Source organism: Bradyrhizobium sp. UFLA03-84 (genome assembly GCF_002289535.1).
Taxonomy (GTDB): Bacteria; Pseudomonadota; Alphaproteobacteria; order Rhizobiales; family Xanthobacteraceae; genus Bradyrhizobium; species Bradyrhizobium viridifuturi.
Map to the genome: position 1 here is coordinate 84,527 of NZ_NSJY01000003.1, position 15,989 is coordinate 100,515.

A 15,989-nucleotide genomic window follows, 5' to 3' on the forward strand; every position below is an offset into this window, starting at 1 on the left:
TGACGTTCCACCCGGCGAGACTGGGTTTCGGCGCGCCTTTGCGCCGAACCGCCGGTTTTTCCGGCGCTTCTAATTAGATGTTCCCACCCATCACCTATTCGGTTAGGGTATCCAGACCTATACACTTAATGCTATAGGTGTCGGACACTTAAGTGTTCGGCCGGAACGAAGGCCGGGGAAGAAACATGAAAGCTGCGTCCGTCGACATCGACTATCGACGCGCGTTTCAGGACGCGCCCGTCGGCCAGGCCATCGCGAACAATCGCGTCATCACCGCCTGCAACAAGGCTTTCGCGGAGATCTTCGGCGGAAGACCGTCTGAATTCACCGGCACGACCTTCGAGCGGCTCTATCCGAGCCACACCCACTTCGCGAGCGCCGGCGAGCGGGTCGGGCCGCTGCTCGCGAAAGAAAAGGTGTTCTCGGATGATCGCGTCATGCGGCGCCTCGACGGCGAACTGTTCTGGGTCCACGTGCGCGGGTTCACCTACACGCCCAAGGATCCTCATCGGAATACGCTGTGGGTCTTTACCGAGCTTTCCAGCCGTCAACCGAAGAAGGTTACGATCGGCGGCTCCCTCACGCCGCGCGAGCGCGATATCGCGGCCCTTCTGATCGAGGGAAAGACCGGCAAGGAAGCGGCGCTTTCCCTCGGGATCAGTCCGAGGACGGTGGACATCTACAAGACCCGCCTGCTTCGCAAGTACAGCGTGACGAATACGCCGGACCTGGTTCAAAGGCTTCTGACCGGCTAATCGTATCGCGGCCTCCCGGCTCACGAGGCGGTCAGCCCGCCGATGTGGAACGCCTTGATCTCGAGATACTCGTCGATGCCGAACTTCGAGCCTTCACGGCCGATGCCGGACTGCTTGATGCCGCCGAACGGCGCCACTTCGAACGAAACCGAGCCGGTGTTCAAACCCACCATGCCGAACTCGAGCCGCTCCGCGACGCGCCAGGAACGATTGATTTCCGAGGTGTAGAAGTAGGAAGCCAATCCGTAGGGGGTCGCGTTCGCGATCTGAATCGCCTCGTCTTCGTGCTTGAAGCGGAACAGCGGAGCGACGGGCCCGAAGGTCTCCTCGTTCGCCAACTGCATATTGACGTTCGCGTTCGAAAGGACCGTAGGTTCGACGAACTGGTCCTTAGCCCCCGTCTTTCCTCCGAGCATCAGGGAGGCGCCGTTCGAGAGCGCGTCGTCGATATGGCGGCGGACCTTGTCGACTGCGGCGCGGTTGATCAGCGGCCCGATCGTCACCCCTTCGCGCAACCCGCTGCCGACGACTAGCTTCGACGTCGCGGCCAGCAGACGGTCGGCGAACTTGTCGTAGATCTTGTCCTGAACCAGGACACGGTTCGCGCAGACGCAGGTCTGGCCGCCGTTCCGGAACTTGCTCGCCATCAATCCGGAGACGGCGAGATCGACGTCCGCGTCGTCGAAGACGATGAAGGGTGCGTTGCCGCCGAGTTCAAAGCTGACGCGTTTGACCGTCGAAGCCGACTGCTGCATCAGGAGCTGACCTACGCGCGTCGATCCGGTGAAGGAAAGCTTACGCACCGAAGGATTCGAAGTGAGTTCGCCTCCGATCTCCTGAGGCATCCCGGTCAACACCGAAAACACGCCCCTCGGAATGTCGGCGCGCTCGGCGAGGACCGCCAAGGCCAACGCGGAGTATGGCGTCAGTTCCGACGGCTTGGCGACTATTGGACAACCGGCGGCAAGGGCCGGCCCAGCCTTGCGTGTGATCATCGCGTTTGGAAAATTCCAAGGCGTGATCGCGGCGGAAACGCCCACCGGCTCGCGAAGGACGATGATCCGACGATCCGACGTCGGGGCAGGTATGGTGTCGCCGTAGAGCCGCCGCGCCTCTTCCGCGAACCATTTGATGAAGCCGGCACCGTACCGGATCTCGCCGGCCGATTCCGTCAAGGGTTTGCCCTGCTCGACGGTCATGATCATGGATAGATCGTCGATGTTGTCGAGCATCAGCCGACGCCACTGTTCCAGCAGCCGTCCTCGCTCGCTGCTCGGCAGCGCGCGCCAGGCCGGCCAAGCCTCCTCGGCCGCCAGGATCGCTCGTCTGGTCTCCTCCGCACCCAAGGCCGGCACCGTGCCGATCTCGGCGCCTGTGGCGGGATCGATGACCGAGATCTTGGTGCCCGCAGCGGCGTGGACCCAGGCGCCACCCACGAAGGCCTGCTCACGGAATAGACTTGAATCCTTCAAACGCTCGCGCAGCGACATGGAGACCTCCAGTGTTGAGGCTCTCAGCATGGCACCGTAGTCCCGGCAGGCTCTGCCGATGAATCTGGTCCGACGCGCGGATAATGCCGTCTGAGGGTCTCTTACGGAATGTCCTGCTGCCGCGATGTGGTCTAATGAGCTTCCGCGCCAATCGCCCGCGATCCACGGAGTGACACGAATGACCGACCTCAAGGCCTTGGCCACCTACGACGACTTCGCGCGTCTCGATATCCGGATCGGCAAGGTCGTCGAAGTCCAGCCGTTCCCCAGAGCGAGAAATCCATCTTACAAAGTGGGGGTGGACGTCGGGGCGGATCGGATCATGTGGTCGAGCGCCCAGATCACGAACTACACCCCAGAAGCGTTGGTCGGCTCCCTAGTTGTTTGCGTCTGCAATCTGGGCCCGAAGAACATCGCCGGTTTCACGTCCGAGCTTCTCATCCTCGGCGCGAAGGATGTCGATGGCAAGGTGATCGTGCTGAGCCCACGCAGCGGTGTCGCGGTCGGCGAGCCGACCTTCTAGGGCACGCCGCAGCACGGCCTGCGGTTTGGCGATCCAAGGACGACAGAGCATGCTGTCTGGACGCCAACTTCGGCAAATTGATCGATGCGAGGTGCATAGGATCCCGTCAAGGCCGGCTCCGGTGGCCGGGCCGATACACCAGGAAGGGATCACGCCATGTCAGCCGTTCAATCCACCGCAGCGGAACTCGCCGCGTTGCGCCATGCCAATGTGCCGCGCGGTGTGCTCACCGCGCACCCGATCACCGTTGCCCGTGCTCAAGGCGCGCACGTCTGGGACGTGGACGGCAATCAGTATCTCGATTTCGTCGCCGGCATCGGCGTCCTCAACGTCGGGCACAATCATCCGCGCGTCGTCGCCGCGGTGGAGAAGCAGCTAAAGGACGTCACGCACATGGCCTTTCAGGTCACGGCGTACCGGCCGTACCTTGAGCTCGCCGCAAAGCTCAATCGGCTGGTCGGAAAGAGTGAGCCCTACAAGAGCATCTTCCTGACGTCGGGAGCCGAGGCAGTCGAGAACGCCGTCAAGATCGCTCGCGCCTACACCAACCGCTCCGCCGTCATCGCGTTCAGGGGCGGCTTCCACGGACGTACCATGCTGGGCGTCAGCCTCACCGGGATGAGCCAGCCCTACAAGCAGAACTTCGGCCCGTTCGCCTCGGAGATCTTCCACACCCCGTTCCCGGACGCCTATCGCGACATGACGACCGAGCGTGCGCTCGAAGCCCTTGACGAGGTCTTTGCGACCCAGATCGCTCCCGATCGCGTCGCCGCAATCATCATCGAGCCCGTGCAGGGCGACGGCGGCTTTCTGCCGGCACCCGCACCCTTCCTCATGGCGCTGCGCGAAATCACGAAACGTCACGGAATCGTCCTCATCGCCGACGAGATCCAGACCGGCTTCGGACGGACTGGCAAGCTATTCGGTTTCGAACACTCCGGAATCCAGCCTGACTTGGTGACGGTCGCCAAGAGTCTGGCCGGCGGCTTTCCGCTTTCCGGCGTCGTCGGCCGGGCGGAGATGATGGACGCTCCCCTGCCCGGTGGTCTCGGCGGCACCTACGGCGGCAACGCGGTCAGTTGCGCCGCAGCGCTCGCGGTACTCGAAGCCTTCGAGCATGAGGGTCTGCTCGATCGCGCTGAAAAGCTCGGCCAGCGGCTCCACGCAGGACTGCGCGATCTGGCGAAGAAGCACTCGATCGTCGGCAACGTGCGCGGGTTGGGCTTAATGCAGGCGATCGAACTGGTCACCGATCAAAAGAGCAAGACGCCCGATCCGGATCGGACGCAGCGCGTGATCGATTCGGCACGCCAGCGCGGGCTACTGGTAATCAAGTGCGGCATTCACCGCAACGTCATCAGATTTCTGGCTCCGCTGGTCGTGTCGGAGGACGATGTGGACAAGGCTGTCGAGATCATCGATGCCGCGCTCTCGGCCGAGAGCATGAAGGCCGTCGCTTAGGTCGTCAGCTCGTGAGGGCCGGATTCGCAGGCGTCCGGCTTCTCGCTATACTGAGCCGGGCTCGGAAAGTCGTTCGCCTTCCGCTACTCGGCGATCCACGCCAGCGCCAGAAGCATCGCAAACGGACGAGCGACCAAAGCGTGTTCCCGACTGAAGTGACCCGCTTCGTGAAGAAGGTTGAGACTGCCGAGCGTTGCTCCCGCCCCCACCACGGGAACATTCAGCACCGCGCCGCAGCCGAGCGAAAATATCGCGTCGTGGTCGGGAAACCGTTCCCGCACCAGTTCGGGTGTCCCGCTGACGACGGGACGACCGGCGTCGAGCATGGCCCGTAGCCATGCATCCGCCGCTACGTCCTTCGTACCACCGACGGAGTAACCTGCCGGATCGCTAGAGTGCATTCGACGCACCAAAGTGCCGTCTACACGCAGAATCGTCAAAAGCTTGAAGCTGACGAGATCGCTCAGGGCGCTCTCGACCAGCCCGTATGCCTTTTCCGGGCCGAAATCGGACCGCACGTGATCTGCGGCTTCCGAGAAGAGCTCAAGCGCTCGCTGAGACATCATCAGTACCTTACGCTTTATCCGGGCGTCGGATAGCTAATTCAAAGATGACCGCCAAGACGATGACGGAGACTCAATGACGGAGACTCAATGAGCTTCTATCGCCACCGCGGTCGGACTTCCCCATCATCGAACACTTAAGTGTTTGAACCCTCTCTCGACCTACGACCTTCCGCGATATTTGTTCCTGCTCCGGCATCTTGAACGGAACGAAGCGTTCGGCATGGGGACTTCGGACGTCGTCCGGGAAATGCCGACAGGGTATCCGAGCCATACGAAAATCGGCCGGTGGTCTGGAGGCGATCCATTGAACGGTGCTCCGAAACTCGATCGTATCGATCTGAACATCCTGGTCCAATTGCAAAAGGACGGCCGGATGACCAATGCCAATCTAGCGGAAGCCGTGGGTCTTTCCGCCAGCCCATGCTTGCAGCGCGTTAAGCGGCTCGAATCCGCGGGATACATCACGGGTTACGGCGCCCAGATCAACCTATCGAAGCTGACCGAAAGCATCACGGTCTTCACCGAAATCACGCTTGTCGATCATCGCAAAGAGGATTTCGTGAAATTCGAAGCCAATATGCGCAACGTCGACGAGCTTTTGGAATGTCATCTCGTCAGCGGTGGCTATGACTATCTTCTAAGATTCGTCTGCCGAAGCATCTCTCACTATCAAGAGCGCATGGAAAATCTCCTCGAACGCAACGTCGGAATTGAAAAGTATTTCTCCTACATCGTTCTCAAGTCGCCGATCGTGAAACACGCCCTGCCTTTGAAGGTGCTCCTCGACAGCGATTCGTGAGCCGATTGCCACAGTCTGCCAGCCGAACGTCGCTTCGGATCAGGCGGTTGTCGCCGGAGATGCAACCATCTTAAATTGCTGTTTCAGGCAATAGCCTGACCGTGCAGCATGGCACTCCCCTAAACAGAGGAATCGAGGCTCTGTTTCAGCCTTGAGAGAACCAAGTCGATCCACTCGATGATCATCCTGAAAAGAATTCGGCGATAGATTTCTATAGATATCAATCCCGACACGTCTGAACGAGCAGGGGTGACCGCATCGGTTTCGCACCAGAAACAGCAACATCAACGAAGCCGATCCCAATCCCGCCTCTCATAACGGCCCTGGTTGCCGATTCGAATCCTGCCGCACATATGAGGAAATCGCCCGCGCTAGATTTTTGAGTAATCTCCTTCACCCTGCGGCTCTCAAGGCGCCATTACTTCGTACGCCTGAACGCCACGTGATAGCCGCCATTTCTTTTCTGCTCAGCCTTTCAAGGTGTTCTTCTCAACCGCCAACTGCGGCTGCTCGGCTGGAGTCATAATGAGTGCGCAAGAACATCATTGCGACAACAGCAACGAGAATGCAGACGATTTGCAACAACGTTCTGGTCGAGAACACTCTATTGAAGAGCGTTTAATGCCGCCTTCTAGCGCTGGTGACCGAGCCGGATTCCAAGCTTGAGCGCCTTTTGGCGGAGTGAGCCTTCGGAGCGCTTTGTGAGCTTTGCAATTTTTGCAACCGGAGTCTTCGCTTTCGAGTGAGCGCGCAGCTCTTTCACGTCAGCCTTTGTGTACTCTCGACGCACAGGTTTCTTTTTTGTAGCCTTCTTCTTTGCTTTCTTCGCCACTTTTAGCTCCTCGATTCGAGAGTGGGCGTACTAGCACAGCCGCATTGAGGCGCAACTCTCTATGAGTTGACTCAATATGCTCGTCCGATCCGTGAAAGGTACCGCTCTCGGAACGGCTGTCGGCCTCACCAGAGGAGGCAAGCGCCCTCACCGGGATCGGGCTGACCTCCATTCGCGAGGCGATCAGCAGCGGTGATCTCAAGGCCAAGAAGCGCGGGAGGCGTACGATCGTCCCGCCGGACGATTTGAGAGTATGGCTCAAAACGCTGCCGGACGCCCACAAGTCGATTGAAGTAAGCCCCGCTTAACGTCTTCCGAATGACTTACTGGCGCGAACTTATTCAACACGCTGGCCCGCGCGCCAGCCCATCTCCCAGAAGTCTGCCTCGAGTCGGGTGGCTTCCTTGAATATCGCAATCAGCTCCGCCTCGCGGGCCGGCGTGGCGTAGAGATCGGCGAGATGTTCCATGTGCGCCCGCGCTTTTGCCGCGACCTCCTGGTACGGTACACTGGCGTACTCGGCGATCCAAACGCGATAAGAGTTCGTCGCAGCATCCGCATCGGGTCGCGAGGCGAGCCGCGTTGCGATCTCCGCGTACCCGATCACGCAGGGGGCAAGCGCGACCTTGAGTGCCAGCAGATCGCCGCGCATTCCTGCGTCGAGCACGTAGCGTGTATAGGCCAGCATCTCGACCGCCGGACGGGTTTGTTCAAGATCGCTCAGGGACAGGCCCCAACCCGCACAGAGCTTCACATGCAAGTTCATCTCGACATCAAGGATGGCCGAAAGGCCGGCCGCTGCTTCACGCATGTCGGCAAGTTTGGGCGACTTGTAGATCGCGAGCGCGTAGGCGCGAGCAAACTCGATGAGGAACAGGTAGTCCTGAACGAGGTAATGACGAAACGCCGCTTCGGGGAGCGAGCCGTCTGCCAATCCGCTCGTGAAGGGATGCTCGGTGTAGGCCCGCCACTCAGCGGATGCTTCTGCCTTTAACCGCTCGAAGAAACTCACGATCTTTTCCGGCTGGCTTGCTTTTGCATGAACCGTCTTTGGCTCGCTACCGATTGCACCTTGCGAACTGGGTGAACGCTGACCTTGAGGGGCCGCCGCGATCAGTCGGTACGACGGCGTAGGGAATTGGAATGCCGTCGGTCGCCGGGACTGACTTGCGTTCCCACGTTATCACACCGCGAATCGCGCAAGGACTCGGGGGCAATTTCATCAGGTTGAGTGATGTCGCAAACAGGACTCGAACCTGTGGCCCGTAACTACGAATGACTGCTTTTTAGAACCTGACTGCGTATCCGTCGCCGTGGTAGCTACATGGTAGCTACCGGTCGTTGGCTTCGCGCGTAGACTACAATAAGTTGTTGATTTTGCTGGTACAGTTGGGTGGGCTCGAACCACCGACCTCCTGTTCCACAGACAGGCGCTCTAACCAACTGAGCTACAACTGCATCCTGACGCACGGCCCCGCAAAAGGGGGCGGCGATTTCGGGCGGAAACTAGGTGCAACGCCCGCCTTTGGCAAGCGCTTAACGCGCCGATTTCCGGTCTTATCTCGGGCCGCTTAACGGTCCGCGGCAGCAAAAAGGCCCGGACCGACAAGGCCCGGGCCTTTCGCTATCTCAGGCAGATCGCGATCAGGCGGCCGGCTGCTGGGTGAACTTCGCGGCGCTGGCCTTGATCGGCTCGGCGGTCTCGCTGGCGACCTTCTGGCCGAGCTCGGCCAATTCCTTGGCCTGCGCGGTGTAGGTCTCGAACTGCTTGCGGGCGTGCGACGTCCACAGCTCGAGCGCTTCGGTCGGCGACTTCACGCTGAACAGCTCCTGGGCGAAGTCGAGCGACGAGGTGGTGTTGGCCTTGAAGAACTCGATCAGCTTGGCCGAATAGGCGGTGGCGCCCTTGTTCATCGAGGTGAAGACGGCCTCGACGGTCGAGTTGTGGGTCTCGGCAGCGTCCTTGAACTTGGCGTAGCTGTCGCGGGCCTGCAGCACGCCCTTCTCGGCGAACGCGCGGACCTGCTCGGGAACTTCGAACGGGATGATCGAGGCGGAGAACGGATCGGACGGGTTGGTCATACGTGTAATCCTTCGCAACGGGTGAGTAGATGTGACCATTGCGGACGTCCCGGAGCCAGCAGGCCGGGAGCGCTGAAATGGATCACGCTGCCTTGATTCACGGGAGTGCCCTTCGTCGGGCGCGCCTAATAAACACCCATATCATGTCAATTTTGTGCAACGCAACGTAAGATCGCGTGCAACGCCATATTTTTTGTAAGACGGAATATGGCGTTACCGCGCCGGGCCGGCCCAGCCGGCCCGGATCGGAGGTCCTGTCAGCTCTTCGGCCTGACCGCATCCATCGCTGCGCGGCTGACGGCCTGGCCCATTTCGCTGGCCTGCTCCGCGAGCGCACGCATCTGGCCCTGCACATATTCGCTGTGCAGCCGCATCACCTCGGTGAGGTCCTTGGCCTTGAGCAGCGACTGGGCATACTCGAGCGAGGACTGCACGTTCTTTTCGGCATAGGACAAAGCCTTGGCTGACAGGTCCTTGGCACCGGCGCGCATCGTGGCGTTGCGCTCCTCGATCTTGCCGGCGGTGTCGCGCGCATTGGTCACGAACTGCTCGAAAGCCTTGCGCGCCTGGTCGAAGCTCGCCTCCGCCATCGACCGCATGTCCTTGGGAATCTCGAACTTGGGAATCTCGAACTGGTCACGCCCGTTGTCGCTCATGGTCGCTCTCCCTCGCTTGGTGATCGGCCCGCCGGTTGGCCCTGCGGGCCCAAGGTGGAATACAGGGTAGACTACCAGGTAGAATATCGCGGCACTGCACTCACAGATGTGACGCGCGGCCGCCCTGGTTCCGCAACACGCTGTCGCAGCCGCCTCTGACTGACAACGCCAATCAGCTGTGGATCGTTCAGCCAGGTTAACGTTATCCCGGCTTTGGCGGGGGCAGGTTCGCGGCGGACATGGACCTGCCGCCCCCCGCTTGCGATACTAACCTTCTGTTAAGGCTGTCGTCCTGCGGCTGCCGGCGCTTCGGCGATGCGAGGAAAAAGCCAAACCTATGCGGTCAAATCTTGCGTGATGAGTGACGCGGAATTCCAGATCCAGGCACTGGGCGATGTGAGGCTGGCGGACCATGCGACCGGCGCGCTGCCGGCATGGCTGTGGGCGGCCGACGGCGCACGGATTCTGTGGGCCAATCCGGCCGGAGCGCAGGTATTCGGTGCCGCCAACGGCGCCGAACTGGCGAAGCGCGCTTTCGGCCCGGCCGATCCGCATCGCCGCCAGGTTGCGCGGCTCGGCTACAACCTCGCCGTGAGCGGCGCAGTGCGGCTCGAGCGGCTGCGCGGCTTCGGCGCCGCGCCCGGCATGCTCGCGACCTGCGGCTGCACGCGCATCGACCTCCCGGACGGCAGCCACGGCATCCTGATGACGGCGCTCAATGCCAGTGGCCGCAGCATGCCGCTCGCCGAGCGCCTGCAGCGGTTGGTGCAGGGCTTGCCGCGTCCCGCCGCGGCCTTCAACGGCGATGGGCTGTTGATCGCAGCCAATGAGGCGGCGCGTTCGCTGCCCGGTCTGCACGATCTCACCGAAGCCGGCCTCGATGCCGCGCGCGGCGAGGCGCTGGCGCAGGGCCGCGCGGCCGCGAGCGTTGCAGTCGGCCGCATCGTGCTGCAACGGATCGGCCGCGGCGCCGATCGCGCGCTGATTGCACTGATCAAGCCGGCGCCGCATCTCGCCGCCAAGCCAGCGGCGCCGATCGTGCCTGAACCGATTGCGCCTGCGGCGCCCGAAGCACCGGAATCTGCAGCAGCGAAGCCACAAGAGGCTGCAGCCGTGGCGCCGCCGCCGGCGCCTGCCCCCGTCGAGCAACCAACAGCGCATGAAGCAGCTCCCGCGCCGGTCAGCGAAGTGCCGGCCACCTTCACGCTGTTCGATGCGCTGGATCCGCAGCCGGAAGAGCCGGCCGCGATCGAGTCGGTCGTCGGCACGACTGGATCAGAGCCTGCAGACGTTGCTCCATCTCCAGCGTCGGAAGAGACGCACGCAGCGCCCATCGAGACCGCCGCATTCGACACCACGCCTGACGAGACTGCCGCGGTCGAGGAGCCCATATCGGAAGCGCTGATCGACGCTCCTGCTGCGACTGAGGTCGAAGCGCCTGCGCACCCTGCTCCGCCTCTCGCGTTGACGGAACGCGCGCACGACGCGCCGGCACCGGTCGAGACCACGCCTCTCGACACCACGCCCGACGAAACTGCCGCGGTCGAGGAGCCCATATCGGAAGCGCTGATCGACGTTCCTGCCGAGGCAGAGGTCGAAGCGCCTGCGCACCCTGCTCCGCCTCTCGCGTTGACGGAACGCGCGCACGACGCGCCAGCACCGGTCGAGACCACGCCTCTCGACACCACGCCCGACGAAACCGCCGCGGTCGAGGAGCCGCTGTCGGAAGCGGTGATCGAGGCACCCGCCGAGGCAGAAGTCGAAGCGCACGTACCTGAGCCCGCGCCCGGTATCGAAGCGACCGCACACGCGCCCGCTTCGGAATCACCGGCGCCGCCGGCCGATCCCGCGCCCTCGCCCTATGCGATTGCGGACAGGCCTCCCGCCGAGCCGGAGCCCGCGACATTGGCGCCGGTGCCGCCGCCATCCTGGCTCGACGAGCCGCTGCCGGTGCGGCGGCATCCGCTGCGCTTCATGTGGCAGATGGACCATGAGACGCGCTTCTCGCTCGGCTCCGATGAATTCACCCGCCTGATCGGCCTGCACACCGCCGCCGGCTTCGGCCGGCTGTGGAGCGACATCGCCGAGAGTTTCGGCCTCGATCCCGAGGGCCGTGTCATGCGGGCGTTCGCCAGCCACGACACCTGGAGCGGCATCACGCTGAACTGGCCGGTCGACGGCGGCGGCCGGCTGCCGGTCGAATTGTCCGGCCTGCCGGTGTTCGACAGGAACCGGAATTTCGCCGGCTATCGCGGCTTTGGTGTGTGTCGCGACCTCGACGGCCTTGCGCGACTCGCCGCATTGCGCCGCTATGAGTTCTTCAGCGGCTCGATCGCGCCGCGATCGCTGTCGGCCGGCGTTCCGCCTCTGCCGCGTATCGATGCGCCGCCCGCCCCTGCGGCGGCGCCGCATGAAAATCCTCCGCCGCACGCGGAGCCGCCGCCCGACCCGACCGCGAGTGCACCACCCGAGGAATTGACCGAACCCGTAGCAGCAGAGACTTCACACCAAGCCGATCCGGATCACGCCGTGGAAACGCACGAGGAAACGCACGAAGTGCGTCACGACCCGCCACCGAATGTGGTGCCGTTCCGCCCCGCCGGCGACACCAGGCCGCCGTCGCTGACGCCGGTCGAGAACAACGCCTTCAACGAGCTGGCGCGCCAATTGTCGGCCCGGCTCGAGAGCGAGGCCGGCCTCACTGCGACGACGAACGCGGGCGCCACCGCCGAGCCGGTTGCCGAAGTGCCGCCCGCAAGCGAGCCGCCGCAACCTGCGGAGACCCCATCGCAGCACGCGCCGGCCGCGCAACTGGAGACGCCCGCCGCCGTACCGAAGGCCGGCTGGCTCGCCGCCGCCGAGCCTGCGCCGCGCGCAGATTCACGGCGCGACCGCGCGCTGCTCGATCTGCTGCCGGTCGGCATCCTGATCTACCGGCTCGACCGCCTGCTCTATGCCAACCACGCCTTCCTCGCGCGGATGGGCTATGACAGCCTGCACGCGCTGGAAGCCGCCGGTGGACTGGATGCGCTCTATGTCGAGCCCGGCGTCTCTCAGGCGAGCAGCAGCTCCGGCACCGGCACGCCGGTGACGATCTCCGCCAACCAGAACGGCCGGGCAGAGCAGCTGTCCGCGGAGGCGCGGCTGCACACCATCAGCTGGGACGACGATTCCGCGCTGGCGCTGATCTTCTCGCGCACGCTCGACGAGGACGCCGCGGTCGCGGCTGCGCTGTCCGATCCGGAGCCGGCGGCAGCAGCCGCAGAGCCCATGCTCGCGCCACCGCTGCCGCAGGCCGGCCACGCCGACGCCGAAGAGCTCGGCGCCATCCTCGACACTGCGGCCGAAGGCATCATCATGTTCGATGCCGAGGGCAACATCCATTCCTGCAACCGCAGCGCCGAGGCGCTGTTCGGCTATGACGGCGACGAGTTCGTCACGCGCAATCTCGCCGATCTGTTCGCACCGGAGAGCCAGCACGGCATCTTCGACTATCTCACCGGCGTGAAATCGGCCGGCGTCGCCAGCCTGCTCGACCATGGCCGCGAGACGCTCGGCCGCGTCCGCCAGGGCGGTATCATCCCGCTCTCGGTGACGATGGGCCGTACCCGCGCCGACGGACCGAACTTCTTCGCCGTATTCCGCGATCTCTCGCAAACCAAAAAGAGCGAGGGCGAATTGCGCGAGGCCCGGCGGCTCGCGGAACGCGCGGCCAATGCCAAGTCCGACATGCTGGCACGGATCAGCCACGAGCTGCGCACGCCGCTCAACGCCATCATCGGCTTCGCCGAGGTGATGATCGGCGAGCGCTTCGGCACGCTCGGCAACGAGCGCTATGTCGAATACATGAAGGACATCCGCGCCTCCGGCGAGCGGGTGATCGCCATCGTCAACGACCTGCTCGACCTGTCGCGGATCGAGACCGGCAAGCTCGACCTCGCCTTCACCAGCCAGAACCTCAACGAGATGGTCGAGAGCTGCGTCGCGGTGATGCAGCCGCAGGCCAACCGCGAACGCATCATCATCCGCACCTCGCTCGCGCACACGCTGCCGCCTGTGGTCGCCGACGCCCGCGCGCTGCGCCAGATCACGCTGAACCTAATCGGCAACTCGATCCACCTCGCCAATGCCGGCGGCCAGGTGATCGTCTCGACCGCGCTGTCGGATTTCGGCGAGGTGATGCTGCGGGTGCGCGACACCGGCCAGAGCCTCAACGACAACGAGGTCGCCGCCGCGCTGGAGCCGTTCCGTGCGCCGACCCCGTCCGACCAGGCCGGCTCCGGCGGCGTCAGCCTGTCGCTGACCAAGGCACTGGTCGAAGCCAACCGCGCCAAATTCCAGATCAAGACCGGCGGCCGCACCGGCACGTTGATCGAGGTGACCTTCGCCCACGCCGCCGCAAGGGCGTGAGCAACGATCCGCCCCTCTCCCGCGGGAGCGCGACTGCGAAAATCTGTCGCGCCTGTTCCGCGCAGCGCGGCATGGATCTTGCTGCGATTCAGATTGTTTGAATAATTCATTGCCGTGTAGAGCGCCCGCTTTGCGGGCATTTGGATCTGGCGGATGCGCTGTCTGGTCGTCGCCGATTTGCACTACTCATTGCCGCAGTTCGACTGGCTGCTGGCGGCCGCGCCGCAATTCGATCTCGTGATCTTCGCCGGCGATGCGCTCAACCTCGGCTCGGCGGTGGATTTCCGGGCCCAGATCGTGGTGGTGACCAAATATCTCGCGCGGCTCGCCAGCCTTACGCGCGTGATCTTCTGCTCGGGCAATCATGATCTAGACGAGCGCAGCGCCGAGGGTGAAAAGATCGCGCGCTGGGTCGCCGGCATCAGGGAGTTCGGCATTGCCTGTGACGGCGACAATCTGACCGTCGGCGACACGCTGTTCACGGTGTGCCCGTGGTGGGACGGCCCGATGGTCAAGGCGCGGATCGACGATCAGCTGCGCGCGGCGGCGGCGATGCCGCACGGACGCTGGGTCTGGGTCCATCACGCCCCGCCGGCGGATTCCCCGATCAGCTGGGGCGGCAAGCGCTTCTTCGGCGACGTCGAGCTCAAGCACTGGATCGAGCGCCACCATCCGGCGATGGTGATCTCGGGCCACGTCCATCAATCACCGTTCATTCAAAGCGGTTCGTGGTTCGACCGGATCGGCACCACCTGGGTGTTCAACACCGGCCTGCAGCCCGGCCGGCCGCCGGTCTACATCGTGCTCGATCTCGCACAGGAGAAAGCCTTCTGGCTCGCCGCCGGCGATGCGCAGATCGTCGATCTCAGGGCGCCGTTGTCGCGGCCGGCGGCGCCGGTGCGCGAAGCGCCGGACTGGCTCATATCCTTGGATCGGATTGCCGATCCGAGCCTGGCGCGACCTGCATCGGCGGCAGGTTGATCATGCTCTGCAGCACCTCGCCGACCATCGCCAGATGGGTGCCGTGGTCGGCATATTGGTGCATCAGGTCGGCCAGATAGGTCGTCGCGACGTGCAGCCGCTGCGCCAGGAGTTGCGCGATCAACAGCGCCACCGCCGGCTGCTCACGCAGGAACGACGCCGCATCGTCGAATTCATACAGCACGCAGTCGGACGCCGTGCGCACCTTCGCGCTGTGCGGCCGGTCGAGCAGCACGCTCATCTCGCCGAACACGGCACCGGGCTCGTCGATCACTGCGACCAGGCTGTCGCCCTTCATGACCTCGACCTTGCCCTCGAGCAGCACGAACAGATGACCGGTCTTGCCGCCCTCCTCGACGAAATCCGTGCCGGCCGGCAGGCTGCGCCTGGCCCCGCCCGTGCAGTGATCAAGGATCGCTCGCATGCTGTGCGCCTCCGTGTCAGCCAGACTAGGCAGAGATGCCGTCGAGATGAACCGGATTAGCTGGGCGGACTGCCCAAATTGTCGGCAGACGAGGGACCGGCCGCGACGCGATCCAGCCGTTTGCGCGCCGCTCAGGCGGGCACATTGTACTTGAGCGCGAGGAAATCGCCGATCGTATCGAGAAACAGTCGTGGCGATTGCAGTTGCGGGACGTGCGCACAGCCGGGGATGATCCTGAGCTCGACCCGCGGCAGCCCGGCCGCCAGTTCGTACGACATCTCCGGCGGCGTCGCCTCGTCATATTCGCCAACCACGACACGCGTGGGGACGGTCATGCCGCGCAGTCCGGCACGAAGATCGAGGCCCGCCAGCGCGTCGCAGGCCGCGCAGAACACGTCGAGATCGGTGCGCAGGAAGGCGTCGCGGCGATCCCGCATCAGCGCCGGGTGCTGCGCCTGGAAATCCGGTGCGAACAGCCGGCGCATCGCGACGTCGGTGATCGCGGCAAGCCCCTTCTCGCGCGAGATCCTCGCCATGTTGCGAAACGCCTCGCGGCCCGGCTCGGAGAACGCCGCGCCGGTGTCGGCAAGGATCAGCTTGCTCGCGATCGTCGGGTGACGGATCGCCATCTGCAGCGCGACGAATCCGCCATAACCATTGCCGAGCACAATGGCCGGGACGCCCTCAGTCGCATCACGCACCACTTCCGCCATCCGGTCGGCAACGGCGGCAAGGCCGCCCTCGACCGCGATCGACCGGCCGAACCCCGGCAGTTCCGGCACGATGGTCCGAAACGACCTGGCAAGCTCCGGCACGATCGCATCGAAGCTGGCGCGATCCGACAGCAGCGAGTGAAACAGCAGCAGCGGCGGCCCCTCGCCGATTTGGGCTGCGTTGACTGTGCGGTTGGCGAAAAGCCTGTCCATTGCCGGTCTCTTTCAGATCGCGCCGGGGCTCGGAAGCGCCCCTGCGCGACGATTGATAAATCAAATCACACGGATTTCAAGGAT

General features: G+C 63.7%; 15 protein-coding genes and 1 tRNA gene. 7 read left to right on the forward strand and 9 right to left on the reverse strand.

Translation table 11 applies throughout. The features are described from left to right. Positions 1-185 precede the first annotated feature (185 nt). Positions 186-755, forward strand: coding sequence for a PAS and helix-turn-helix domain-containing protein (locus CK489_RS00490; RefSeq protein WP_095730911.1), 570 nt, complete (start codon positions 186-188; stop codon positions 753-755). A gap of 20 nt (positions 756-775) precedes the next feature. Here CK489_RS00490 and CK489_RS00495 read toward each other — a convergent pair whose 3' ends face one another. Further along, positions 776-2,245 (reverse strand): NAD-dependent succinate-semialdehyde dehydrogenase, encoded by a 1,470-nt coding sequence (locus CK489_RS00495; RefSeq protein ID WP_095730912.1) that lies wholly within the window; start codon positions 2,243-2,245, stop codon positions 776-778. Positions 2,246-2,423: 178 nt separating this feature from the next. Between CK489_RS00495 and CK489_RS00500 the strand changes: the two genes are divergently transcribed. Both CK489_RS00500 and gabT read left to right on the forward strand, forming a co-directional pair. Beyond that, the gene (locus CK489_RS00500; RefSeq protein WP_095730913.1) at positions 2,424-2,768 is read left to right on the forward strand and encodes a tRNA-binding protein; all 345 of its coding nucleotides are present in this window, start codon (positions 2,424-2,426) and stop codon (positions 2,766-2,768) included. A 156-nt stretch (positions 2,769-2,924) separates the two neighbouring features. After that, positions 2,925-4,229, forward strand: coding sequence for a 4-aminobutyrate--2-oxoglutarate transaminase (gabT, locus tag CK489_RS00505; RefSeq protein ID WP_095730914.1), 1,305 nt, complete (start codon positions 2,925-2,927; stop codon positions 4,227-4,229). Between the two features lie 83 nt (positions 4,230-4,312). On the opposite strand, the gene CK489_RS00510 is transcribed toward gabT, so the two are convergent. Further along, complete coding sequence (locus CK489_RS00510; protein ID WP_095730915.1) at positions 4,313-4,795, reverse strand: GAF domain-containing protein; 483 nt, start codon at positions 4,793-4,795, stop codon at positions 4,313-4,315. A gap of 304 nt (positions 4,796-5,099) precedes the next feature. On the opposite strand from CK489_RS00510, the gene CK489_RS00515 reads away from it, so the two are divergent. After that, on the forward strand, positions 5,100-5,594 hold the full coding sequence (locus CK489_RS00515; RefSeq protein WP_095730916.1) for an Lrp/AsnC family transcriptional regulator: 495 nt from the start codon (positions 5,100-5,102) through the stop codon (positions 5,592-5,594). Positions 5,595-6,225: 631 nt separating this feature from the next. On the opposite strand, the gene CK489_RS00520 is transcribed toward CK489_RS00515, so the two are convergent. After that, positions 6,226-6,426, reverse strand: coding sequence for a hypothetical protein (locus CK489_RS00520; protein ID WP_095730917.1), 201 nt, complete (start codon positions 6,424-6,426; stop codon positions 6,226-6,228). Positions 6,427-6,542: 116 nt separating this feature from the next. On the opposite strand from CK489_RS00520, the gene CK489_RS42835 reads away from it, so the two are divergent. Continuing rightward, entirely contained in the window at positions 6,543-6,734 is a 192-nt protein-coding gene (locus CK489_RS42835) for a helix-turn-helix domain-containing protein (protein WP_095731171.1), read from the forward strand. A 29-nt stretch (positions 6,735-6,763) separates the two neighbouring features. Here CK489_RS42835 and tenA read toward each other — a convergent pair whose 3' ends face one another. From tenA to CK489_RS00545, 4 genes are all read right to left on the reverse strand, one after another. Beyond that, positions 6,764-7,438: a thiaminase II gene (tenA, locus tag CK489_RS00530; RefSeq protein ID WP_095730918.1), complete on the reverse strand. Its 675-nt coding sequence runs from the start codon at positions 7,436-7,438 to the stop codon at positions 6,764-6,766. Between the two features lie 369 nt (positions 7,439-7,807). Beyond that, a tRNA-His gene (locus tag CK489_RS00535) sits at positions 7,808-7,884 on the reverse strand. A gap of 186 nt (positions 7,885-8,070) precedes the next feature. Continuing rightward, on the reverse strand, positions 8,071-8,508 hold the full coding sequence (locus CK489_RS00540; RefSeq protein WP_050626002.1) for a phasin: 438 nt from the start codon (positions 8,506-8,508) through the stop codon (positions 8,071-8,073). A 257-nt stretch (positions 8,509-8,765) separates the two neighbouring features. After that, positions 8,766-9,164 (reverse strand): phasin family protein, encoded by a 399-nt coding sequence (locus CK489_RS00545; RefSeq protein ID WP_095730919.1) that lies wholly within the window; start codon positions 9,162-9,164, stop codon positions 8,766-8,768. Positions 9,165-9,521: 357 nt separating this feature from the next. On the opposite strand from CK489_RS00545, the gene CK489_RS00550 reads away from it, so the two are divergent. Continuing rightward, on the forward strand, positions 9,522-13,574 hold the full coding sequence (locus tag CK489_RS00550; RefSeq protein ID WP_095730920.1) for a PAS domain-containing protein: 4,053 nt from the start codon (positions 9,522-9,524) through the stop codon (positions 13,572-13,574). A gap of 153 nt (positions 13,575-13,727) precedes the next feature. Continuing rightward, entirely contained in the window at positions 13,728-14,555 is an 828-nt protein-coding gene (locus CK489_RS00555) for a metallophosphoesterase family protein (RefSeq protein WP_095730921.1), read from the forward strand. Here the strand turns inward: CK489_RS00555 and CK489_RS00560 are convergent. After that, positions 14,494-14,979 (reverse strand): Crp/Fnr family transcriptional regulator, encoded by a 486-nt coding sequence (locus tag CK489_RS00560; protein WP_095730922.1) that lies wholly within the window; start codon positions 14,977-14,979, stop codon positions 14,494-14,496. The two genes, CK489_RS00555 and CK489_RS00560, sit on opposite strands and share 62 nt — an antisense overlap. Before the next feature lie 131 nt (positions 14,980-15,110). Next, entirely contained in the window at positions 15,111-15,905 is a 795-nt protein-coding gene (locus CK489_RS00565) for an alpha/beta fold hydrolase (protein WP_095730923.1), read from the reverse strand. Positions 15,906-15,989: the final 84 nt, after the last annotated feature.

Bases quoted from the DNA above. Each gene is read 5' to 3' on its own strand.
- CK489_RS00490 (WP_095730911.1), top strand. From the start codon at position 186: ATGAAAGCTGCGTCCGTCGACATCGACTATCGACGCGCGTTTCAGGAC.
- CK489_RS00495 (WP_095730912.1), bottom strand. From the start codon at position 2,245: ATGTCGCTGCGCGAGCGTTTGAAGGATTCAAGTCTATTCCGTGAGCAG.
- CK489_RS00500 (WP_095730913.1), top strand. From the start codon at position 2,424: ATGACCGACCTCAAGGCCTTGGCCACCTACGACGACTTCGCGCGTCTC.
- gabT (WP_095730914.1), top strand. From the start codon at position 2,925: ATGTCAGCCGTTCAATCCACCGCAGCGGAACTCGCCGCGTTGCGCCAT.
- CK489_RS00510 (WP_095730915.1), bottom strand. From the start codon at position 4,795: ATGATGTCTCAGCGAGCGCTTGAGCTCTTCTCGGAAGCCGCAGATCAC.
- CK489_RS00540 (WP_050626002.1), bottom strand. From the start codon at position 8,508: ATGACCAACCCGTCCGATCCGTTCTCCGCCTCGATCATCCCGTTCGAA.
- CK489_RS00545 (WP_095730919.1), bottom strand. From the start codon at position 9,164: ATGAGCGACAACGGGCGTGACCAGTTCGAGATTCCCAAGTTCGAGATT.
- CK489_RS00550 (WP_095730920.1), top strand. From the start codon at position 9,522: ATGAGTGACGCGGAATTCCAGATCCAGGCACTGGGCGATGTGAGGCTG.
- CK489_RS00555 (WP_095730921.1), top strand. From the start codon at position 13,728: ATGCGCTGTCTGGTCGTCGCCGATTTGCACTACTCATTGCCGCAGTTC.
- CK489_RS00560 (WP_095730922.1), bottom strand. From the start codon at position 14,979: ATGCGAGCGATCCTTGATCACTGCACGGGCGGGGCCAGGCGCAGCCTG.
- CK489_RS00565 (WP_095730923.1), bottom strand. From the start codon at position 15,905: ATGGACAGGCTTTTCGCCAACCGCACAGTCAACGCAGCCCAAATCGGC.